16 protein-coding genes are annotated in these 21080 nt (G+C 64.4%); 10 read left to right on the top strand and 6 right to left on the bottom strand.

Going from position 1 to position 21080, the window contains the following annotated elements:
* The first annotated feature begins 49 nt into the window (after window positions 1-49).
* The 4 genes from ccmI to NLY43_RS07645 are packed head-to-tail and all read left to right on the top strand — an operon-like array spanning window position 50 to window position 4088.
* Entirely contained in the window at window positions 50-1189 is a 1140-nt protein-coding gene (ccmI, locus tag NLY43_RS07660; RefSeq protein ID WP_023698582.1) for a c-type cytochrome biogenesis protein CcmI, read from the top strand.
* Window positions 1190-1192: 3 nt separating this feature from the next.
* Complete coding sequence (ccmE, locus tag NLY43_RS07655; RefSeq protein ID WP_023670179.1) at window positions 1193-1636, top strand: cytochrome c maturation protein CcmE; 444 nt, start codon at window positions 1193-1195, stop codon at window positions 1634-1636.
* On the top strand, window positions 1636-3627 hold the full coding sequence (locus NLY43_RS07650; protein WP_023684529.1) for a heme lyase CcmF/NrfE family subunit: 1992 nt from the start codon (window positions 1636-1638) through the stop codon (window positions 3625-3627). The genes ccmE and NLY43_RS07650 overlap by 1 nt, the downstream gene beginning before the upstream one ends.
* Window positions 3624-4088: a cytochrome c-type biogenesis protein gene (locus NLY43_RS07645; RefSeq protein ID WP_023670181.1), complete on the top strand. Its 465-nt coding sequence runs from the start codon at window positions 3624-3626 to the stop codon at window positions 4086-4088. Before NLY43_RS07650 ends, NLY43_RS07645 begins: the two co-directional genes overlap by 4 nt.
* Here the strand turns inward: NLY43_RS07645 and NLY43_RS07640 are convergent.
* Entirely contained in the window at window positions 4085-4393 is a 309-nt protein-coding gene (locus NLY43_RS07640) for a type II toxin-antitoxin system RelE/ParE family toxin (RefSeq protein ID WP_023709808.1), read from the bottom strand. The genes NLY43_RS07645 and NLY43_RS07640 overlap by 4 nt on opposite strands.
* Window positions 4390-4659, bottom strand: coding sequence for a CopG family ribbon-helix-helix protein (locus tag NLY43_RS07635; RefSeq protein ID WP_023684527.1), 270 nt, complete (start codon window positions 4657-4659; stop codon window positions 4390-4392). Before NLY43_RS07635 ends, NLY43_RS07640 begins: the two co-directional genes overlap by 4 nt.
* A gap of 191 nt (window positions 4660-4850) precedes the next feature.
* Here NLY43_RS07635 and NLY43_RS07630 point away from each other — a divergent pair, with 191 nt between their 5' ends.
* From NLY43_RS07630 to NLY43_RS07610, 5 genes are all read left to right on the top strand, one after another.
* The gene (locus NLY43_RS07630) at window positions 4851-6404 is read left to right on the top strand and encodes a Do family serine endopeptidase (RefSeq protein WP_023702184.1); all 1554 of its coding nucleotides are present in this window, start codon (window positions 4851-4853) and stop codon (window positions 6402-6404) included.
* 253 nt (window positions 6405-6657) lie between these two features.
* On the top strand, window positions 6658-7332 hold the full coding sequence (locus tag NLY43_RS07625; RefSeq protein ID WP_023670185.1) for a response regulator transcription factor: 675 nt from the start codon (window positions 6658-6660) through the stop codon (window positions 7330-7332).
* 107 nt (window positions 7333-7439) lie between these two features.
* Window positions 7440-8915 (top strand): sensor histidine kinase, encoded by a 1476-nt coding sequence (locus NLY43_RS07620; protein ID WP_023709807.1) that lies wholly within the window; start codon window positions 7440-7442, stop codon window positions 8913-8915.
* Window positions 8915-11881: a bifunctional [glutamine synthetase] adenylyltransferase/[glutamine synthetase]-adenylyl-L-tyrosine phosphorylase gene (locus NLY43_RS07615; protein WP_031198925.1), complete on the top strand. Its 2967-nt coding sequence runs from the start codon at window positions 8915-8917 to the stop codon at window positions 11879-11881. Before NLY43_RS07620 ends, NLY43_RS07615 begins: the two co-directional genes overlap by 1 nt.
* A gap of 64 nt (window positions 11882-11945) precedes the next feature.
* Window positions 11946-12419 (top strand): EF-hand domain-containing protein, encoded by a 474-nt coding sequence (locus NLY43_RS07610; RefSeq protein ID WP_023702181.1) that lies wholly within the window; start codon window positions 11946-11948, stop codon window positions 12417-12419.
* 104 nt (window positions 12420-12523) lie between these two features.
* Here NLY43_RS07610 and NLY43_RS07605 read toward each other — a convergent pair whose 3' ends face one another.
* Both NLY43_RS07605 and pepN read right to left on the bottom strand, forming a co-directional pair.
* On the bottom strand, window positions 12524-14845 hold the full coding sequence (locus NLY43_RS07605) for a PAS domain-containing sensor histidine kinase (RefSeq protein ID WP_023702180.1): 2322 nt from the start codon (window positions 14843-14845) through the stop codon (window positions 12524-12526).
* A 310-nt stretch (window positions 14846-15155) separates the two neighbouring features.
* Window positions 15156-17795, bottom strand: coding sequence for an aminopeptidase N (gene pepN / locus NLY43_RS07600; protein ID WP_023709805.1), 2640 nt, complete (start codon window positions 17793-17795; stop codon window positions 15156-15158).
* Between the two features lie 419 nt (window positions 17796-18214).
* Here pepN and NLY43_RS07595 point away from each other — a divergent pair, with 419 nt between their 5' ends.
* Window positions 18215-19117, top strand: a complete 903-nt coding sequence (locus NLY43_RS07595; protein WP_245263951.1) for a DMT family transporter — start codon at window positions 18215-18217, stop codon at window positions 19115-19117.
* An 18-nt stretch (window positions 19118-19135) separates the two neighbouring features.
* Here the strand turns inward: NLY43_RS07595 and NLY43_RS07590 are convergent, their stop codons facing one another.
* Window positions 19136-19948, bottom strand: a complete 813-nt coding sequence (locus tag NLY43_RS07590) for a helix-turn-helix domain-containing protein (protein WP_023702177.1) — start codon at window positions 19946-19948, stop codon at window positions 19136-19138.
* A 198-nt stretch (window positions 19949-20146) separates the two neighbouring features.
* Entirely contained in the window at window positions 20147-21025 is an 879-nt protein-coding gene (locus tag NLY43_RS07585) for a uracil-DNA glycosylase (protein ID WP_023709804.1), read from the bottom strand.
* Between the last annotated feature and the right edge of the window lie 55 nt (window positions 21026-21080).

The following is a 21080-nucleotide window of genomic DNA, read 5'->3' as shown; positions in this document are numbered from 1 at the left end:
CAGCGACCTCATGTTGTGAGAGCAGGGCTCTCGCTCTATTGGAAGAACCATGCTGTTCTGGGTCATAGCCGCACTCCTCACGCTGGGCGCAAGCCTGGCGGTGCTGCTGCCGCTGACCGGCGGCGGCACGGACGCTCCGACCAGCAGCGACCATGACCTCGAAGTCTATCGCGATCAATTGGCCGAGCTCGAGCGTGACGCCGCGCGCGGCCTGATCCAGCCGGCGGAAGCCGAGGAGGCGCGCGCCGAAATCGCCCGCCGCATCCTTCGGCTGGGAAATGCCGGCCAGGCCGATGCCGCGACGCTTCAGCAGCCGTCAAAGGCGGCCAGGCTGGTGGCGACATCAGCGGTGCTGATGGTCCCGCTGCTCAGCTGGGGCATGTACAGCCAGCTCGGCTCGCCCGATCTGCCGTCGCAGCCGCTTGCCGAACGGCTGGCCAAGAATCCGGCCGATAGTTCGGTCGATGAGTTGGTGGCGCGCGCCGAGGCCCATCTTGCCGCCAACCCTGGCGATGGACGCGGCTGGGACGTGCTCGCCCCGATCTATCTGCGCCTGCAGCGCTTTCCCGATGCCGTGACCGCCTATCGCAATGCCATCCGCCTCGATGGCGACACGGCTGCCCGCGAGGCCGGTCTCGGCGAAGCGATTGCCAATGCGGCCGGCGGCATCGTTTCGGCCGATGCGCAATCCGCTTTCGAACAGGCGCTAAAACTCGACCCGGCAAACGCGAAAGCCTCGTTCTATTTGGCGATGGCGCTGGCCCAGGAAGGCCGCATACCCGAGGCAACCACGGCTTGGCAGAAAATGCTCGATTCCCTGCCGCAGGATTCGCCATGGCGCGGAGCTGTCCAACAGGCACTGGCCGAGGCCGCCAACCGCAGCGTCGCGTCAGGAGAGCCCGCCAAAGGCCCCGACGCCGCAGCCGTCGATGCCGCCTCGTCGATGGCGCCGCGGGACAGGCAGGCCATGATCGAAACCATGGTCGCCGGCCTCGACGAAAAATTGCGGCAAAATCCGCGCGACACGGAAGGATGGATGCGGCTCATTCGTTCCTATGTTGTGCTGGGCAAGGCCGACCAGGCGCGGGACGCGCTGCATCGCGGTATTGCCGTGTTTGGCGCCGACAGTGAGGAAGCGAAGAAATTCACCGCCTTTGCCGCCTCGCTCGGCCTGACGGCGACGGAGTAGGACATGACGCGCAAGCAGAAGCGATTGTCGGTGATTGTCGGAGGTCTTGCCTTCCTCGGCGCCGCCACCGGGCTGACCTTCTATGCGTTGGGCCAGAAGGCCTCCTATTTCTATATGCCCGCCGATCTGACCACCGCCAGCTTGCAGCCGGGACAGCGCATCAGGCTCGGCGGCCTCGTCGAAAAGGGCACGGTCGTGCGCGGGCAGGGCGCGACGGTTGCGTTCTCGGTCACCGACACGCACAAATCGGTCAAGGTCAGCTATACCGGCATCCTGCCCGATCTGTTCCGCGAGGAGCAGGGCGTCATCACCGAAGGCAGCTTTGGCGCCGACGGCGTTTTCGTCGCCGACAGCGTGCTGGCCAAGCATGACGAGCGCTACATGCCCAAGGAAGTCGCTGACGGGCTGAAGGCCAAGGGCGTGTGGCAAGAGAGCAAGAGCCAGTAATGGTTGAGACCGGACACTTCGCGCTCGTCCTCGCCTTTGTGCTGTCGCTGGTGCAGACGCTGGTGCCGCTGATCGGCGCCCGTACCGGCAACCAGAGGCTGATGGCTGTCGGCGGTCCCGTCACGGTCACAGGCTTCGCGCTCACGGCGCTATCGTTCGCAGCACTCGCCGGCGCCTATGCAAGTTCCGATTTCTCGGTGGCGAGCGTGTGGGAAAACTCGCATTCGCTGCAGCCGCTGATCTACAAGATCACCGGAACCTGGGGCAATCACGAAGGCTCGATGCTGCTCTGGGTGCTGATCCTGACCTTCTTCGGTGCGCTGGTCGCTGTCTTCGGCTCCAACCTTCCGGCGACGCTGCGCGCCAATGTGCTGGCCGTGCAGGGGGCGATCGGCGCCACCTTCTTCCTGTTCATCCTGGCGACATCCAATCCGTTCACCCGGCTCAATCCGGCGCCGATCGAGGGCCGCGATCTCAACCCGGTCCTGCAGGATCTTGGCCTCGCCATCCATCCGCCGCTGCTCTATCTCGGCTATGTCGGGTTCTCTATCTGCTTTTCCTTCTCGGTCGCCGCCCTCATCGAAGGCCGCATCGATGCCTCCTGGGCGCGCTGGGTGCGGCCGTGGACGCTGGTCGCCTGGATGTTCCTCACCGGCGGCATCGCGATGGGCTCCTACTGGGCCTACTACGAGCTCGGCTGGGGCGGCTTCTGGTTCTGGGATCCGGTCGAAAACGCCTCCTTTATGCCGTGGCTGGCCGGCACGGCTCTTCTGCATTCGGCGATCGTCATGGAGAAGCGTTCGGCGCTCAAGATCTGGACGCTGCTGCTTGCCATCCTCACCTTCTCGCTGTCGCTGCTCGGCACCTTCCTGGTGCGCTCCGGCGTGCTGACCTCGGTGCATGCTTTCGCCACCGATCCGACCCGCGGCATCTTCATCCTGTGCATTTTGACGCTGTTCATCGGCGGCTCGCTGGCCCTGTTTGCGCTGCGCGCCTCGCGGCTGACGGCCGGCGGCCTATTCCACCCGATCTCGCGCGAAGGCGCACTCGTCCTCAACAATCTGTTCCTGACCACGGCCACGGCCACCGTGCTGGTCGGCACGCTCTATCCGCTGGCGGTCGAAGCGCTTTCGGCCGGCAAGATCTCAGTCGGCGCCCCCTTCTTCAACCTGACATTCGGCCCGCTGATGGTGCCGCTGCTGGTCGTGGTTCCTTTCGGACCATTGCTCGCCTGGAAGCGCGGTGACCTCTATGCCGTCGCCCAGCGCTTGATGGCGGCTTTCGGCGCCGCTCTCCTGGCGATGCTGGTCACCGGGCTGTTCATCGACGGCGCGTCGGTGTTCGCCGCCCTTGGTGTCGGCCTCGCCTGCTGGCTGGTCTGCGGCGCGCTCACCGACCTCGCCGTCAAGTCCGGCTTTGGCAATGTGTCGCACGCCATCATGCTGCGCCGTTTCGCCGGCCTGCCGCGTTCGGTGTTCGGCACTGCACTTGCCCATCTCGGCCTCGGGCTGACGACGCTCGGCATTGTCGGCACGCTGTGCTTCGGCACCGAAAGGATACTGTCGATGCATGCCGGCGAGAGCGTCGAACTCTCCGGCCACACGCTGCGTTTCGACGGCCTCTTCCCGGCGCAGGGTCCGAACTACAGCGAGCAGCGCGGCCGCTTTTCCCTGATCGGCGCCGATGGCGGCGTTTCAGCCGAGATCACCTCGGCCAAGCGCTTCTTTCCGGTGCGGCAGACGACGACGACCGAATCCGGCATCGAGACGATCGGCTTCAACCAGCTCTATTTGTCGCTGGGCGATGAAGGCACCGATGGATCCGTCGTGGTGCGCCTGTGGTGGAAGCCGCTGGTGACGCTGATCTGGGGCGGAGCTCTGGTGATGATGGCGGGAGCCGCAATGTCGCTGCTCGACCGTCGCCTGCGGGTTGGCGCACCCTCGCGCCGCCGCAAGCAGGCAGCCTCCATGCCGTCGGCAGGCGCGCCGTGAGCACCAGGTTCTCGTTGGCCTCGCTCACCCTGCTTCTGGCGCTGCTGTTTGCCGGCGCCGCGCAAGCGGTGAAACCGGACGAGGTTCTCACCGATCCGGCGCTCGAGGCGAGGGCGCGGCTCCTGTCGGAAGGCCTGCGCTGCATGGTCTGCCAGAACCAGTCCATCGACGAATCCGATGCAGACCTCGCCCGCGACCTGCGCATCCTGGTGCGCCAGCGCCTGGTTGCCGGCGATACCGACCAGCAGGTGATGGACTATATCGTGTCGCGCTACGGCGAGTTCGTGCTGTTGAAGCCGCGCTTCAGCCCGCGCAACGCCTTGCTTTGGGGCACGCCGGTGCTTCTGCTTCTAGTCGGCGGCATTTTCATTGTGCTGACCACACGCTCCCGCCGCTCGTTGGCAACCAAGGCGCTGAGCGCCGAGGAACAGGCGGCGCTGGACAAGATGCTGAGCGACTAGCTCGGCCATTCCTCCAAAGGCCAGTCCCCCGACGTGTGGATGGCGCGCAGGATAACAATGCTCTGACGGCCGGCGATCAGGCGCAATTCATAGGCAATGATGTAGGGCAGGCGGCCGATGGGCTTCTCATAAGTGCCTGTTACCCGGCCAGGTCGGCCCGTCGCCATATCACCAAGGCCCCGGCCCATTTCACGGATACGGTCCGCGAGGCGTCGGGCGGCGGCAGGGTTGTCCTGAGCGATAAAGGCAACTTGCTGCGTGAGATCGTCCAGCGCTTCTCGCGACCAGGTGACGAACCGCTTCACGCCTTGCCTGCGCGCCTGGCTTTCGCTGCTTCGATCACCGCGTCGAGCTCCGCCATGGCGTCGTCGTGGGGCACGACACGGCCAGCCTCTGCGTCGGCCATGCCACGTTTTATGCCTTCGATGATATCCAGCTCGCGATCGACATAGGCTGAGACCGCCTCGGCGGCGAGGAACGATTTACTACGCCTGGTATCGGTAGCGATCTGCTCCAGCTTCAGCTTGGTCTCGGACGAGACTCGAATGGTCATGGTGGTGCTTGCTGTCATTGTGAAAGCCTTGTGCTGAGTTGTGTACACCATAGGGCAGCAGGCGAGCGCAACCAAGCGATTTGTGCGACCGCCCAACATTACAAAACTTTCATGCACCGGAAATGGCGCCGTAATGTGCGCCTCTCTATTTCTCTTGTCCGAGGATGCTCTGCCTGAGCCGCATCCAGTGAAAAGAGGATACGAGACCCATGACTATCGCCCCCAACCCATATTCCCGCACCCGCAAACGCCTGTTGGCCGCCGCCGCTTCGCTGGCCATTGCCGGCGGCATCGGTTTCGGCGCCGTTGCCACTGGTACAGCTCCCGTTCTGGCCGACGCCGTGCGGGTCGAAGCGCCCCAGGTGCCGGGCTTTGCCGATGTCGTCGAGCGCGTTTCGCCGGCCGTGGTCAGCGTCAAGGTCAAGGCCAAGATCGAGCCTGCCGCCGATGACGGCTCCGACCAGTCCGACGATCCGGACGGCATGAACAACCTGCCCGACAATCCGCAGCTGCGCCAGTTCTTCAAGCAATTCCGCGGCTTTGGTGATCAGAACGGCCATGACGGCGGCAATCGTCGCTTCAGCCACCGCGACCATAACAACGACCAGCCGCGTCCGGTGGCGCAGGGTTCTGGCTTCTTCATCTCCGATGACGGCTATCTCGTCACCAACAACCATGTCGTCGAGGAAGGCTCCGCCTTCACAGTGGTGATGAATGACGGCAAGGAGCTTGACGCCAAGCTGATCGGCACCGATCCGCGCACCGATCTGGCGGTGCTCAAGGTCGATGGCGTCGGCAAGTTCACCTATGTCGATTTCGCCGACGATTCCAAGGTTCGCGTCGGCGACTGGGTGGTGGCCGTCGGCAATCCGTTCGGCCTCGGCGGCACCGTCACCGCCGGCATCGTCTCGGCCCGTGGCCGTGATATCGGCGCCGGTCCCTATGATGACTTCATCCAGATAGACGCTTCGGTCAACCGCGGCAATTCGGGCGGCCCGACCTTCAACCTTAACGGCCAGGTCGTCGGCATCAACACCGCGATCTTCTCGCCGTCGGGCGGAAGCGTCGGCATCGCCTTCGACATTCCGGCCTCGACCGCCAAGCAGGTGGTGCAGGATCTGATGAAGAGCGGCTCGGTGCAGCGTGGCTGGCTCGGCGTCGAAATCCAGCCGGTTACATCGGACATCGCCGAATCGCTGGGCCTGAAGTCGCAGAACGGGGCTCTGGTTTCGGGCGCCCAGGACGGTGGCCCCGGCAAGAAGGCCGGCATCACCGCCGGTGACGTGATCACCCAGGTCGAAGGCAAGGACGTCGCATCGCCGAAGGAACTGGCTCGTCTGATCGGCGCCTACCCACCCGGCAAGTCGGTCGACGTCACGGTGTGGCGCGACGGCAAGAGCCAGACCATCAAGGTCGATCTCGGCACGTTGCCATCCACTGACAAGCAGGCCTCGGCCGACCCGCAGCAGCCCGCGGCACCGGCAAAGCCCGCCGCGCTGGCCGATCTCGGCCTCACCGTCACCAAGTCGGAAAACGGCAAGGGCCTGGTGGTGACCGATGTCGATCCCGACAGCGATGCCGCCGACCGCGGCATCCAGCCCGGCGATGTCATCACCTCGGTCAACTCGACGGAGGTGAACGGCACCGACGACGTCGCCAAGGCGATGGCCGATGCGGTCAAGTCCGGCCGCAAGGCGGTGCTGATGCAGATCACCCGCGACGATTCAAACCGCTTCGTCGCGCTGCCAGTCGCCAAAGGCTGACATCACACAGTTTCCAGTGCGGCGGTTTCAACACCCCCGAGCCGCCGCACGGGAAGCAAGGGGCCGAACGCGTTAGTCAGTCATCGTGTTCTGCTCCCGGCGGCAGCGGGCCCCCATCGCCCGCTGCCGCTCTAACAGCGAAGCATGTCGCCCAAAAGTGCACTGCGGTTTGGCAAAACGACATGCTTGAACGAAAGCTTTTGCGCTCATGGCGGCCCCTCAATCTTCCGGCGAAATCGCGTATAACGGCTCTATGAAGATTCTCGTCATAGAAGACGATCGCGAGGCGGCCGACTATATGCAGAAGGCCTTTGCCGAGGCTGGGCACACCGCCCATGTCGCCGGCGACGGCGAAACCGGCTTTGCGCTGGCCGATGCCGGCGACTATGACGTGATGGTCGTCGACCGCATGATGCCACGCCGCGACGGGCTCTCCGTCATTGCCGGCCTGCGCTCGCGCGGCAACACCACGCCGGTGCTGATCCTGTCGGCGCTGGGCGAAGTCGATGACCGCGTCACCGGTCTGCGCGCCGGCGGGGACGACTATCTGACCAAGCCCTATGCCTTTTCCGAATTGCTCGCCCGCGTCGAGGTGCTGAACCGCCGCGCCAGCGCCAGGGAGGCCGAAACCGTCTACCGGGTCGGCGATCTCGAGCTTGACCGGCTGTCCCATTCGGTCAAGCGCGCGGCGCGCGAGATCACGCTGCAGCCGCGCGAATTCCGCCTGCTCGAATATCTGATGCGCCATGCCGGCCAGGTGGTGACGCGCACCATGCTGCTCGAAAATGTCTGGGACTATCATTTCGATCCGCAGACCAACGTCATCGACGTTCACGTCTCGCGCCTGCGTGGCAAGATCGAGAAGGGTTTCGACAAGCCGATCCTGCATACGGTTCGCGGCGCCGGCTATATGCTGAAGAGCGGCTAGAGCATGATCCCAAAAAGTAGGTACCGGTTTTTGGAGAAGATCATGCTCCAACAAAGGGGTAGGTCATGATGAGATTTCAGCCAAATCTCATCATGAGCTAGAACTCGATGGCCCTTTCCCTGCCGGCCATCATGAGGACGACGGCGGCGCGGCTTTCAGCGCTTTATTTCCTGCTTTTCGCGCTATGTGCCGTGTTGCTGGTCTTCTACATGACGTCGTTGTCGGCCCGCATGCTGACCGGCCAGACCCAGCAGACCATCAATGACGAGGTGCTCGGCCTCGCCCGTGCCTATCAGAGCGGCGGCCTGCCGCGGCTGGTGCGCGTCGTCGAGCAGCGCTCGCGCCAGCCCGGCGCCAACCTCTATCTCATTGCCGACGTCAACGGCCAGATCCTCACCGGAAACGTGCAGAGCCTGGCGCCGGGGGTGCTCGAGACCGATGGCTGGACGACCGAACCCTTCTCCTATCGCCGTTTCGGCGAAGGTGAGCTCGAACGGCAGCGCAACCAGGCTTCTGACCCGAACGGCGCGCAGCCCGGCGAGACCGAAATTCAGTCCGAGGGCGAGAAGGGCCACAACGCCATCGCGCTGGTGCTGCGGCTGCCCAACCAGATGATCATGCTGGTCGGCCGCGATCTCGGCGAGCCCGAGCGCTTCCGCGCCGTCGTCCGCCGCGCCCTGATGCTGGCGCTGGGCATGATGGGCCTGGGCGGGCTGCTGATCTGGTTCCTTGTCGGCCGCGCCGCGCTGAAGCGCATCGACAGCGTCTCGGAGGCAAGCCGCCGCATCATGGGCGGCGATCTCACGGGACGGCTGCCGGTGACCGGCGCTGGCGATGAGTTCGACCGCCTGTCGGAAAACCTCAACACCATGCTGGCCAGGATAGCGACGCTCAACGAAGGGCTGAAGCAGGTCTCCGACAACATCGCCCATGATTTGAAGACGCCGCTGACCAGACTGCGCAACCGCGCTGAGGCGACACTTTCGGGCAAGCACAAGACCACCGACTACCGGCAGGCGCTGGAAGGCACCATGGCCGAATCCGACCAGCTGATAAAAACCTTCAACGCCATCCTGATGATCTCCAGGCTGGAGGCCGGCTATTCCTCGGAGAGCACCAGCAAGGTCGATCTCGCCGCCGCGGTGCATGACGTTGTCGAGCTTTATGAGCCGGTGGCGGAGGAGGCTGGCGTGGTGCTCGAAACTGCCGCGGACGGGAATTTTTCCGTCAATGGCAACCGCGAGCTGATCGGCCAGGCGCTGTCGAACATCGTCGACAACGCCATCAAATACTCGACCGATGCGACGGAAAAGCCTGCTGTGCGCGTAGCCCTGCAGCGCGTCGGTCACGAAATCCGCCTTTCTGTTGCCGACAACGGCCATGGCATCCCTGATGACGCCGACCGCGCCAGGGCGACCGAGCGCTTCGTGCGGCTGGAAAAGAGCCGCTCGCAGCCGGGATCCGGTCTTGGCCTCAGCCTCGCCAAGGCGATCATGACTTTTCACAATGGCCGGCTTGAACTTCTGCCTGCCAATCCCGGATTGTCCGTTATCATGAGCTTCCCGGCGCGGGAGGACCATTGATGGCGGTGAGGATGGCTGCGAAACGGATCGAGACCGAATGGCGCCTGCAACTGGCGGCGCAGCTCGCGCCGCTGGATGAGACCCGCGCCCGGCGTGAACTGTCGGAGATCGCTGGCGATGCCAAGGACGAGAACCTGCCGCGGCTGGCGAAATTCCTAGGGGGCAAGGGCGCGGCCCAGGAGTTTCTCGCTGCCGTCTTCGATCTCTCGCCTTTCCTCCGCGATGTCGCGCGCCGCCGGCCGCAAATCCTCGACGCGCTGTTCGATGGCAGTGTCGAGGCTCGGCTGCTCACCATCGCCGAAGCGATCGGCAAGGCCGCCTTTTCCGAGACCGTTTCCGAATCCAGCCTGATGATGGAACTCAGGCAGTGGAAGGGTGAAGCTCACTTTCTGATCGCACTTGCAGACCTCTCCGGCGAGGCCGATGCCGCGCTGACGGTAAGGCGCCTCAGCAATCTCGCCGATGCCTGCACCTGTGCGGCGGTCGACTTCCTGCTGCGCGAGGCGCACAGCCAAGGCAAGCTCAAATTGCCCGATCCCGAAAATCCGTCACGGCAATCCGGCTGGATCGTGCTCGGCATGGGCAAGCTTGGCGCGCATGAACTGAATTTCTCCTCCGACATCGACCTCGTCGTCTTCTTCGATCCGGATGCGCCGGCAATCGTCGATCCGCTCGACGCCACAGAGCTGTTTGCGCGCCTGACCCGCAGGCTGGTCCGCATCCTGCAGGACCGCACCGGGCACGGCTATGTCTTCCGCACCGATTTGAGGCTTCGTCCCGATCCAGGCTCGACGCCGCTGGCGATCCCGGTCGAGGCAGCACTTCGCTACTATGAGGCGCGCGGCCAGAACTGGGAGCGCGCCGCCATGATCAAGGCGCGTCCCGTGGCCGGCGATCTCGATGCCGGGGATGCGTTCCTGCGGGAATTGCAGCCCTATGTCTGGCGCAAATACATGGACTATGCGGCGATCGCCGACGTTCATTCGATCAAGCGCCAGATCCATGCCCACAAGGGTCATGGCGAGATCGCGGTCAAAGGACACAACGTCAAGCTCGGCCGCGGCGGCATTCGCGAAATCGAGTTCTTCGTCCAGACCCAGCAACTGATCGCCGGCGGCCGTTTTCCGGAGCTGCGCGGCCGCGAGACGGTGCCGATGCTGGGTGCGCTGGCGGCGCGCAACTGGATCACCGCCGATGCACGCGACGCGCTCACGCAGCAATATTGGTTTCTGCGCGGCGTGGAACACGCCATCCAGATGGTCGCCGACGAGCAGACGCATATTCTGCCCGACGATGATGAAGGGCTGGAACGCATCGCCCATATGCTGGGCTTTGCCGATGCCGCCAGATTTGCCGAAACCTTTCGCGCGGCTTTGCATGAGGTCGAGCGCCATTACGCCGCGCTGTTCGAGACTGCGCCTGAATTGTCGGCCGGCGTCGGCAATCTGGTCTTCACCGGCGATGTCGACGATCCCGACACGCTGCAGACCTTGCATGGCCTTGGCTTCCAGCGGCCAAGCGACATCTGCCGCGTCATTCGGGGCTGGCATTTCGGCCGCTATCGCGCCACCCAGTCGGCGGAAGCGCGCGAGCGGCTGACCGAACTGACGCCGGCGCTGCTCAAAGCCTTCGGCCAGACGCGCCGGGCCGACGAGGCGCTGGTTCGCTTCGATGAACTCCTCGCCGGCCTGCCCGCCGGCATCCAGCTGTTTTCGCTGCTGCAGTCGAATCCCGCTCTGCTGAAGCTTATGGCGACGATCATGGGCGCCGCGCCTCGGCTGGCGGCAATCATCACAAGGCGCCCGCATGTCTTCGACGGTCTGCTCGACCCGGCGCTGCTCACCGAACTGCCCAACCGCGCCTATCTCTCAGCGCGGTTGGCCGCTTTCATCGATGGCGACAGGCCCTACGAGGATGTGCTTGACCGGCTGCGCATCTTTGCCTCCGAGCAGAAATTCCTGATCGGTGTCAGGCTGCTCGCCGGCTCGATCGACCCGGCGCGCGCCGGCCGCGCCTTTTCCGATCTCGCCGACCTCACCATCGACGCCGCATTGCAGGCGGTGACCACCGAATTCGCGCTGCGCCACGGCGGTATCGCCGGCGGCACGGTTTCGCTGCTCGGCATGGGTAAGCTCGGCAGCCGCGAATTGACGGCGGGTTCGGACGTCGACCTTATCCTGCTTTACGATCACGACCCGGATGCCGACGAGTCCGACGGCGACAAGCCGCTCGCACCGTCGCACTACTACACCAGGATGACGCAGCGGCTGATCGCGGCTGTCTCGGCGCCGACCGCCGAGGGCGTTCTCTACGAACTCGACCTGCGCTTGCGGCCATCCGGCAACAAGGGGCCGGTGGCGACCCATATCGACGCCTTCAAGAAATACCAGCGCCAGGAGGCCTGGACCTGGGAGCACATGGCTTTGGCAAGGGCTCGCGCCATCGGCGGTGACGCTGCCCTTTGCGCCGAGGTCGAGGCCGAGGTGGCGGCACTTCTGGCCTTGCCGCGCGACGCCGCCAAGGTGAGGGCGGAGGCATCCGAGATGCGCGCGCTGATCGAGAAGGAAAAATCGCCGCGCGATCTCTGGGACATCAAGCTCATCTCCGGCGGCCTCATCGACCTCGAATTCATCGCGCAGGTGGCGGTTATAACCGGGCAGGTCGAAGCCGGCCGCAGGGTGACCGCGACCGGCGAAATCCTGGCGCATCTGTCGCCGGATTTCGCCGAGGCTGACGTCAGGCAGCAGCTTTGCGAAGCCTACCAACTCTATCTGGCGCTGACCCAGATGACGCGGCTTTGCCTCACCGGTGCATTCGAACGCGATGACCTTCCGCCGGGATTGTCGGATCTGCTTCTGGCGGTGACTGACCTGCCGGATTTCGGTGTGCTGGAAGCACATCTCAAGGAAACGTCGCAAAAGGTCAGAAAGGATTTCAACCTTTTGCTTCGTACGAAACGGTCGTGAGGGCGTGAAGCGTTGGCGGCTGTTTCGGATCGCATCGGGGGTGACGATGCAACAGGAGATACCCATGAGAAAGACAACCGGACTTGCCCTTGCCTTTGTCGCGCTTGCCGGCGCCGTTGGCACCACCGCCTATGCCGAGAACAATGCCAGCGCCAGAATGCGCGAGGGCGCGATGATGCGCCTCGACAAGGCGATGAAGGATTCCAACGGCACCATCAGCTTCGACCAGTTTTCCGACGCCATGAACGCGCGGCTGAAGAAGCTGGTCGCCGATAATGGCGGCAAGCTGACAGTCGCCCAGCTCGCTGACGCGCTGGAGAAGGCGCGGTTCGAGGAAATGGCCAAGCGCATAGTTGCCCGCTACGACAGCAAGGGCGACGGCACGCTGACCACGGACGACATCACCGGGCGCGAGAAGAAGGTGTTCGCCATGCTCGACCGCAACAATGACGGCAAGATCGAGCGCAACGAACTGCCAAAGAAAGGCCGCATGGGCCGCCACCACCAATGGGACGGCGGCGACGACAGCATGGAGTGAAATGGCGATATGTCTCCGGCGGCGAAAGCCGCCGGAGCCCTTACATGACCGGGGCTACTCAGTCCTTGAACGCGGCGGAGAGCACCGCTCGCATTGGCGGGCCGTCAGGCCGCCGCCTTCACCGCCAGCGCCGGCTTCTTCACCGGAATGCGCACCGACACGATCGTGCCGACGCCTTCGGTCGAGCGGATTTTCAGCGCGCCGCCCTGCAGCTCGGCCAGCGAGCGCGAGATGGCAAGGCCGAGGCCGGAGCCGGCGTGGTTCTTCGAAAACTGGTTCTGCACCTGTTCGAAGGGGCGGCCAAGCTTGCTCAGTGCCTCCTTCGGAATGCCGCAGCCATTGTCCTCGATGGTCAGCACCAGCGCGCCTGACGTGTTGCGGGCGCGCACCGAGATATGGCCGCCCTGACCGGTGAACTTCACCGCATTCGACAGCAGATTGATGGCGATCTGCTTGATCGCCCGGCGGTCGGCGAACAGCGTCATCGTATCGGCGATGCGGGTTTCGACCGTGATCGATTTCTCCGCCGCCTGCAGCGAGATCACCCGCACCGTCTCGCGGATCAGCGGGCAGAGATCGATTTCCTCGCGGTCCACCGAGAATTGGCCGGCTTCGATCTTCGACATATCGAGTATGTCGTTGATGACGCCGAGCAGATATTTGCCGCTGCCGTTGATGTCGTTGGCATATTCCTCGTAGCGCGGCGAACCGAGCGGCCCGAACAGGCCTTGTTCCATCAGTTCGGAGAACCCGATGATGGCGTTGAGCGGCGTGCGCAGCTCGTGCGACATGTTGGCTAGGAATTCGGATTTGGCCCGATTGGCGGCCTCGGCGCGCTCGGTTTCCTTCATATATTCGCGGTTGAGCTCGACCAGTTCCTTGGCGCGCTCTTCCTCGGCCCGGCGGGCGAGGCTGAGGTCGTGGATGGTCGCCATCAGCCGGCGCTCGCTGTCGACCAGCTTTTCCTGGTGCAGCTTGATCTGGGTGATGTCGGAGCCGACGGAGACCGTGCCGCCGTCCCGGGTCCTCAGTTCGTTGACCTGCAGCCAGCGGCCGTCGGAGAGCTGCCGCTCGAAGGTTGCGCCCCCTTGCGGCCCGTTGGTGTTGGCCAGCCGCCGTTCAGAGGCGAAGGCCAGCATGCGCTCTTCAAGCACGGCGCGCGCAGCGCCCGGCATGACGTCGCGGTCCGACAGGCCGTTGTCCTTCTGGTATTTGGAATTGCACATGATCAGGCGCTGGGCGGCATCCCACAGCACGAAGGATTCGTTGATGTTTTCGATCGCGGTCCGCAGGCGCAGGTCGGCCGCCTCCGAGCGCAGCGCCAGATGCCGCTGCTCGGTGACGTCGACGGCAATGCCGATCAGCTGGATCTCAGGCGCTTCCGGGTCGATCACCTGGGCCCTGGCGCGCATCCACACCCACTGGCCGTCGGCGTGACGCATCCGGAACACCTGGTCGATATGGTCGATCTCGCGCTCGACGATTTTGTTGGCCAGCTCGAACAGGTCGCCGTCCTCGGGGTGGATGATGTCGTCGACCTCGCCGAACGACAGCATCGAGTTGCAGGGCTCGTAGCCCAGCATGTCGTACATCGAGCGCGACCAGTACATCTTGCCGCGCACCATGTCCCAGTCCCACAGGCCGCAGCGACCGCGAACCAGCGCCATGTCGATGCGCTGATGGGCTTCGAGATAGATGCGGTCGGCTGTCTGGGCGCGCGATGCCTGGCCGAAATAGGCGTAGAGGATGATGATCAGCACGCCGGCTGTCAGCACAAACAGCGTGACGTTGAGCGAGACGGTCTTGCGCCAGTTGTCGAACGCCGCTTCCTGCGGCACCAGCACGGCGGCGGCGTACTTGCGGTCCCGGGTCAGGCTCACCGCCGCGTACCAGTCCTGGCCGCCGATGCTGACATCCATGACCCCGGCGCGGTCGCCGAACATGAACAGCGGCTGGCCGTCCAGCACCAGGCTGTCCAGCGATCGCCCTTGCCAGCCGGTCGACAGCGGCGACACGGCAATGATCTTGAAGGCGCTGTCGGTGATCACAAGCACATGGCTTCTGCCCATGGCGCCCTGGCGGCTCGTGCTTTCCAGAAGATCAATTGCACCGCTGGATGCCGCGGTCGGGTCGGCCGAGATTGCGTTCGCCATCTGGCCGGCGGCGAGACCTAGCACCGCCTTGCCGTCGCGCTCGGCCTCGTCGCGCTCGTTCATCAGCGACAGCACGCGCAGTGCGGCGATGACGATCAGGAAGATGATGATGAGAGCCGGTATCGAACGGCGCAGAAGGGGTTCGGCAGCCAGGAGCCGCCGGTAGGCTGGTTCAGCGATGAGCCGCGTATTGCCGGCGAGGCCGTCGCCTCGCGCCTTGCGCCGCTCAAAAGCCGTCCCTTCGGGCGCGCCCCACGCGTCCGCCTTGGCCATAAATGGCACTCCCCGAATTTCCGTACGCTTGACGATTCGGCAACACCGCACATCCGAATCGTCTGTAAAGAATCAAAGGTGATTCGCCTTGTCCAGAGGCGCGGCCGAAAAACATTAAAAATTGATTGAAATAACGCTGAAATCCCTCCCCTTGAGGGGAGGGTGGCCCGAAGGGCCGGGTGGGGTCCTCGGCGAAGCGCTCGACTCTCTCAATCACGGTCGAAGTTGGTCGAGGTCGCGCACTGCCGCAACGACCCCACCCGTCCATCCGCCTTCGGCGGCTGTCCACCGTCCCCTCAAGGGGGAGGGATCAGGCCAGCGTTCGCTCCACAATGTCCCGCAAATCCGCCGACAGGTTCTCGGCACCGGCGATGGCCAGCAGCGCTTCCCTGGCCTTGGCTTGCCTGCCCGGCTCCAGCGAGCGCCACGAGCGCAGCGCTGTCGCCAGCCTGGCCGCCACTTGCGGATTGCGTTTTTCAACCTCGAGTACGGTCTGGGTAAAAAACCGGTAGCCTTCGCCATCGGCGCGGTGGAAGCCGGTCTGGTTGGCGCTGGCGAATGTGCCGACCAGCGAGCGCACCCGGTTCGGATTGGCCATCGAGAAAGCTGCGTGACCAGTCAGCTCGCGTACCGTGTCGACTGTCCGGGGTCCCGGCACGCTGGCCTGGATCTGGAACCATTTGTCCATGACCAGCGGATCGGCGCCATAACGGGCCTCGAAATCGGCCAGCGCCTTGATCGCCTCCGGCGAACCGTCATGGCGGTGCGCAAGGACGGTCAGCGCTGCGGCGCGGTCGGTCATGTTCGTCGCGACCTCGAAATGCCGGGCGGCGAGCGCAGCCCCTTTCGGCAGCAGCGAGAGGTAGTCGAGCAGGATGTTGCGCAGCGCGCGGCGTCCCGCACTTGCCGCGTCGGGGCTGAACGGCCCGTCGTCGGCGAGGCGGCCGTATAGGTCGGTGAACGTTTGCTGATTGGCGCGCGCGATTGCCAGCGCCAGCGCCTCGCGGGCGGCGAAGATGGCGTCGGGGTCGATATTCCTGCCGATGTCGCGAGCAATGTCGGCCTCGCCCGGAAGCGAAAGCGCCAGTGCCCGGTAAGCGGGTTCCAGCGTCTCGTCGCCGGCGATCTTGCCGGCAAGTCCGGTCAGCCTGGCGGTGAAGGCCGGCTTTGCGCCGCCGAGGATCTGGCGGAAGGCCGCTATCAGCGCATCGGTCAAAAGCGTGTTGAACGCCTGCCAGCGCGCAAAGGCATCGCTGTCATGGCCGGCGAGGAAGAACTGGTCGTCGGCCTTCTGCTCGACCGAAAGCGTGATCGGCGCCGAAAAGCCGCGATTGAGCGACACCGCCGGCCGCTCGGCAACGCCTGAGAAGCGCACCATGTGACGGCGCTTGCGAATATGGATGACACCGTCCTCGACGGCGGCGCCCTCGACGCCGCCATAGGCAACCGGTTCGCCGCCGGCGCCGACCAGCCCGAAGGCGAGCGGGATGTGCATCAGCCGCTTGCGGCTTTCCGACGGCGTCGGCGGCACCGACTGCTCGATCTCGAGCGTGAACTCGCGCGTGGCCGGATTGTGCGTCGAACTGACGGTCAGGTTCGGCGTGCCCGCCTGGTGGTACCAGAGCGCGAATTGCGACAGATCGCGCCCGGAGGCGTCCTCGAACACTTTGAGGAAATCCTCGATCGTCGCTGCTTCGCCGTCATGGCGCTCGAAATAGAGATCCATTCCGGCGCGGAACGTGTCAGGTCCGAGAATGGTGCGGATCATGCGCACGACTTCCGAGCCTTTTTCGTAGACGGTCGCCGTGTAGAAATTGTTGATCTCGCGGTAGCGGCGCGGCCGCACCGGATGCGCCAGCGGTCCCTGGTCCTCGGGGAACTGGTGTGCCCTGAGCGTGCGCACTTCGGCGATGCGCTTGACCGCGCGCGAGCGCTGGTCGGCGGAGAATTCGTGGTCGCGAAAAACCGTCAGCCCTTCTTTCAGGCAGAGCTGGAACCAATCGCGGCAGGTGATCCTGTTGCCGGTCCAGTTGTGGAAATACTCATGCGCGATGATCGCCTCGATATTGGCGAAATCGGCATCGGTGGCGGTTTCCCGGTCGGCCAGCACATATTTGTCGTTGAAGATATTGAGGCCCTTGTTCTCCATGGCCCCCATGTTGAAGTCGGAAACGGCGACGATGTTGAAGACGTCGAGGTCGTATTCGCGGCCGAAGGCCTGCTCGTCCCATTGCATCGAGCGCTTCAGCGCATCCATGGCGTAGCCGGCAAGCCCCTCCTTGCCTGGCTCGACATAGATGCCGAGTTCGACCTCGCGCCCGGACATGGTGACGAAACTGTCCGCAACCTTGCCGAGATTGCCGGCCACGAGCGCAAACAGATAGGACGGCTTGGGGAAGGGGTCGTCCCAGACTGCAAAGTGCCAGCCGTCGGCAAGCGCGCCGCTTTCGACCGGATTGCCGTTGGAAAGCAACAGCGGCGCTTCGTCCAGCCTCGCCTCGATACGCACGGTATAGACCGACAGGATGTCGGGGCGGTCGAGGAAATAGCTGATGCGGCGAAAGCCCTCGGCCTCGCATTGCGTGCAATAGACATTGCTGGAGCGGTAGAGGCCCATCAGCGCCTCATTGCTGGCCGGCGCGATCTCGGTCTCGAGCAGCAGCTGGAAACGGGGCGGCGGCCTCAAAATGGTCAGCTGGTCCGGCGTGGCGAGATACTCGGCCGGGGCAAGCTCGCGACCGTCGATGGCAATGCGCTTGAGCACCAGGCCGTCGCCGTCCAGCACCAGCGACGTCCAGGCGGCGGCGCCATCGCGGCGTTCGATCGTCAGCACTGCGGTGACACGCGTTGCGTCTGGCGAAAGGCGGAAGGTGAGGCCGGTTTGCGGGATGGAAAAGTCGTTGGGGCGGTAGTCTTCGAGCTTGAAGACCTGGCCGGTATCGGTTCGCATTCCCTTGGGTTTCCCTGTCGCTATCGGAGCCGCTGACGTGTCATGGCCCATTAAATCTAAAGTTGCGCGCTCTTTACACGAAACGGTCACTCGACAAAACTGCGCCAATGCCTATTCGGGGCGTTCCCCTTCCGCCATTATCGTGAGGCCTTGATGACCGTCGTCACATCGAAGTTCGGAATGGGCGCCTGTGTACCGCGTCGTTCGACGCGCATCTCAGCGGAGATCCGGGAAGCAACAAAACAGTGAAAGCCGGGCCTGGAGACGAAGCGGGCGGGAAACTGTCCGATCATCCCGGCGCGCATCGGCCCAATAATCGATGTCGATTTTTGGAAAGCACGATGCGCAGATTTAAAGTGTCAGAGCGTCCTTTGCGCGTCGAAGACGACGCGCGGCGCTCTAATGTTCTCACCGGGATCATGCTCAAGGTCATGTCGGTGGCGGTCTTTGTCGGCATGCAAACCTGCATCAAGGCCGCCGGCACTTTGCCGGCCGGCCAGATCGTCTTCTTCCGCTCCTTCTTCGCCATCTTCCCGATCATCGCCTTCCTGGCCTTCAAGAGAAAACTCGGTACGGCGTTCGCCACCAAACGCCCGCTGAACCACATTGCGCGCGGTGTCGTCGGCGTTTGCGCCATGGGGCTCGGCTTCTTTGCGCTGACCCGGCTGCCGCTGCCTGAGGCGATCACGCTGAACTATGCCCAGCCTTTGCTGGTGGTGGTGTTCTCCTCGCTATTCCTCGGCGAAGCCATTCGCGTCTATCGCTGGAGCGCGGTTGCGGTCGGTCTGGTCGGCGTGCTGATCATCTCCTGGCCGGAGCTGACGCTGCTCACGTCGGGCGTCGCGCTCGGCGACCAGGAGGTGCTGGGCGTCATCGCTGCTCTTGTTTCTGCAGCAATCTCCGCCAATGCCATCCTGCTCGTGCGCAATCTTGTCCAGACTGAACGAACAGCGACCATCGTGTTGTGGTTCTCGGCGACGGCGAGTGTCATGGCGCTGCTTACGCTGCCCTTCGGCTGGCAGGCGCTGACGCCGCTGCAGGCCGGTCTGCTGGTCGCAGCAGGGTTCTGTGGCGGGCTGGCGCAGATTTTGATGACGGCGGCGTACCGCCATGCCGAAGCTTCGGTGGTGGCGCCGTTCGAATACACCTCGATGATCCTCGGCGTCGTCGTCGGCTATTTCGCCTTTGGCGATATTGCCACCATCAACACGCTCGTCGGCGGTGTGATCGTCGTTGCCGCCGGCATCTTCATCATCTGGCGCGAGCGCCAACTCGGCCTGGAACGCACCCGAACGCGCAAGGCAGCGCCACCACAGGGGTGAGGAGGTCCGCGGGGTTGCTCAGCTAGCTTCCGCACGTTCCTTCGCCAGCCGCACCAGCACCGCTCGCGTCTGCTCGTCGGCCGGGAAGAAAGACTCGATCGCCAGTTCCGACAGCGTCACGTCAAGCGGCGTGCCGAAGACGGTGATGGTGCTGATGAAGGACAGCACCTGGTCGCCATGCGCCAGCCGCAGCGGATGGACGATGCCGTTGGGCTCGACCGGCACCGGCCGCGCACCCTTGAGCCCGGACGGATAGGTTCGCAATTCGCGCTCCAGCTCGACCAGGACGGGATCGCCGGCGGCATCGTTCTGGTGTTTCAGCCGCTCCAGCAGATGCGCCCGCCATTCCGCGAGATTGACGATGCGCGGTGCGATGCCGTTCGGGTGCAGGCTGAGGCGCAGCACATTGACCGGCGGCTGGAGCAGCGACGGCTCGGCAACATCGGCCAGAAACGGGCCGATGGCGGCATTGGCGGATATCAGGTTCCAGTGCCGGTCGACGGCGAGGGCGGGGAACGGCTCATGCCCTTTGAGCACGCTCTCGACCGCGGCAAGCGCCGGCGCCAGAGTCGTATCTGTGAGTGGCCGCTCGCTGAAGCTCGGGGCAAAGCCGGCAGCCAGCAACAGCTGATTACGCTGCCGCAGCGGAATCTCAAGCTGCTCGGCCAGATGCAGCACCATCTCGCGCGAGGGCGCGGCGCGGCCGCTTTCGACGAAGGAGAGATGACGCTGGGAAATCTCAGCCTCCATTGCGAGATCAAGCTGGCTCATGCGCCGGCGCGTGCGCCATTCGCGGATCAGGCTGCCGGCGGAGGTTTGGGCTGTTGTCATCGGGCGGGATTAAGGCGGCGGGAGAGGGATTTCAATTACGTCGGAGGTTATAGCGGAGGCCGAGGCGAAATCTTCTCCCCCTCTGAGGGGGAGATGGCCGGCAGGCCAGAAGGGGTTCGACGGGATGCGACCTTCTTACGGAAGTCGCCTTCGGCGACATCTCCCCCTCCAAGGGCCCTCAAGGGGGAGATCAGCTAGCTAGCCCACCTCTCGCAACTTCGCTTTCACCTCGAGAAAATCTCGCCACGCCAGTTTCTTGTGCGCAGGGGTTCGCAAGAGATAGGCCGGGTGCAGCGTCGGCATGGCCGGAATGGCAATGCCGGAAGCCGTGGTGTGGACGCGCCAGTTGCCGCGCAGGCGCAAGATGCCTTCGCTCGTGTTGAGCAAGGTCTTGGCCGAAGGGCCACCGAGATTGACCAGCACCTTGGGATTGACCAGCTCTATGTGCCGCTCGATGAAGGGACGGCAGATTTCGGTCTCGTGCGGCGTCGGCGTGCGGTTGCCGGGTGGCCGCCAGGGAATGACGTTGGCGATATAGACCGAAGTCCGGTCAAGCCCGATCGCCGCCAGCATGCGGTCGAGCAGCCGGCCCGAGCGGCCGACGAAGGGCAGGCCCTCAATATCCTCGTCGCGGCCGGGCGCCTCGCCGACCAACATCACCGAACCTTCCGGATTGCCGTCGGCAAAGACCAGGTTCTTGGCGGTGAATTTGAGGTTGCAGCCATCGAACGACGCCATGTGCTGGCGCAGTTCGTCGAGCGTCGAGGCACTTGCCGCCATTTGCCGGGCCAGGGCCGCCTGTGCCTCGTCGGGCACCGTCGCCATGGCCGGAACGGAACGCGCCGGCGCGTCCGGCACCCGGCTTGCGTCCAGCCCGGGGCTGGCGGCGGCTTGTTCCGGAAACTTGTTTTCGCGAGGCGGCGCGGCAGGCGCCGTTGTGCGCTCGGGGCGCTTCGGTGCTGCCCCGGCAAACCGGTTCACCGGCGCGTCCTCCAACGCTTCGTCGACGCCGGCAGAGGCGTAGAAGGCGAGCAACTCGGCCAGGTCGGATCGGTTGTTGGGGGAGGCGGCAGTCATGCCGGGCACATTCGTCCGCCGAGAGACGATTTGCAAGGTTGGGCGGTTAGTAATC

Source organism: Mesorhizobium sp. C416B, assembly GCF_030323165.1.
GTDB lineage: Bacteria > Pseudomonadota > Alphaproteobacteria > Rhizobiales > Rhizobiaceae > Mesorhizobium.
Note: the sequence above shows the minus strand (reverse complement) of the source record. Positions and strands in the feature narration are given on the sequence as shown.

Bases quoted from the DNA above. Each gene is read 5' to 3' on its own strand.
- NLY43_RS07615 (WP_031198925.1), top strand. From the start codon at position 8,915: ATGGCGGTGAGGATGGCTGCGAAACGGATCGAGACCGAATGGCGCCTG.
- NLY43_RS07650 (WP_023684529.1), top strand. From the start codon at position 1,636: ATGGTTGAGACCGGACACTTCGCGCTCGTCCTCGCCTTTGTGCTGTCG.
- NLY43_RS07625 (WP_023670185.1), top strand. From the start codon at position 6,658: ATGAAGATTCTCGTCATAGAAGACGATCGCGAGGCGGCCGACTATATG.
- ccmI (WP_023698582.1), top strand. From the start codon at position 50: ATGCTGTTCTGGGTCATAGCCGCACTCCTCACGCTGGGCGCAAGCCTG.
- NLY43_RS07620 (WP_023709807.1), top strand. From the start codon at position 7,440: ATGGCCCTTTCCCTGCCGGCCATCATGAGGACGACGGCGGCGCGGCTT.
- NLY43_RS07595 (WP_245263951.1), top strand. From the start codon at position 18,215: ATGCTCAAGGTCATGTCGGTGGCGGTCTTTGTCGGCATGCAAACCTGC.
- ccmE (WP_023670179.1), top strand. From the start codon at position 1,193: ATGACGCGCAAGCAGAAGCGATTGTCGGTGATTGTCGGAGGTCTTGCC.
- NLY43_RS07605 (WP_023702180.1), bottom strand. From the start codon at position 14,845: ATGGCCAAGGCGGACGCGTGGGGCGCGCCCGAAGGGACGGCTTTTGAG.
- NLY43_RS07590 (WP_023702177.1), bottom strand. From the start codon at position 19,948: ATGACAACAGCCCAAACCTCCGCCGGCAGCCTGATCCGCGAATGGCGC.
- NLY43_RS07630 (WP_023702184.1), top strand. From the start codon at position 4,851: ATGACTATCGCCCCCAACCCATATTCCCGCACCCGCAAACGCCTGTTG.
- NLY43_RS07635 (WP_023684527.1), bottom strand. From the start codon at position 4,659: ATGACAGCAAGCACCACCATGACCATTCGAGTCTCGTCCGAGACCAAG.
- NLY43_RS07610 (WP_023702181.1), top strand. From the start codon at position 11,946: ATGAGAAAGACAACCGGACTTGCCCTTGCCTTTGTCGCGCTTGCCGGC.
- pepN (WP_023709805.1), bottom strand. From the start codon at position 17,795: ATGCGAACCGATACCGGCCAGGTCTTCAAGCTCGAAGACTACCGCCCC.
- NLY43_RS07585 (WP_023709804.1), bottom strand. From the start codon at position 21,025: ATGACTGCCGCCTCCCCCAACAACCGATCCGACCTGGCCGAGTTGCTC.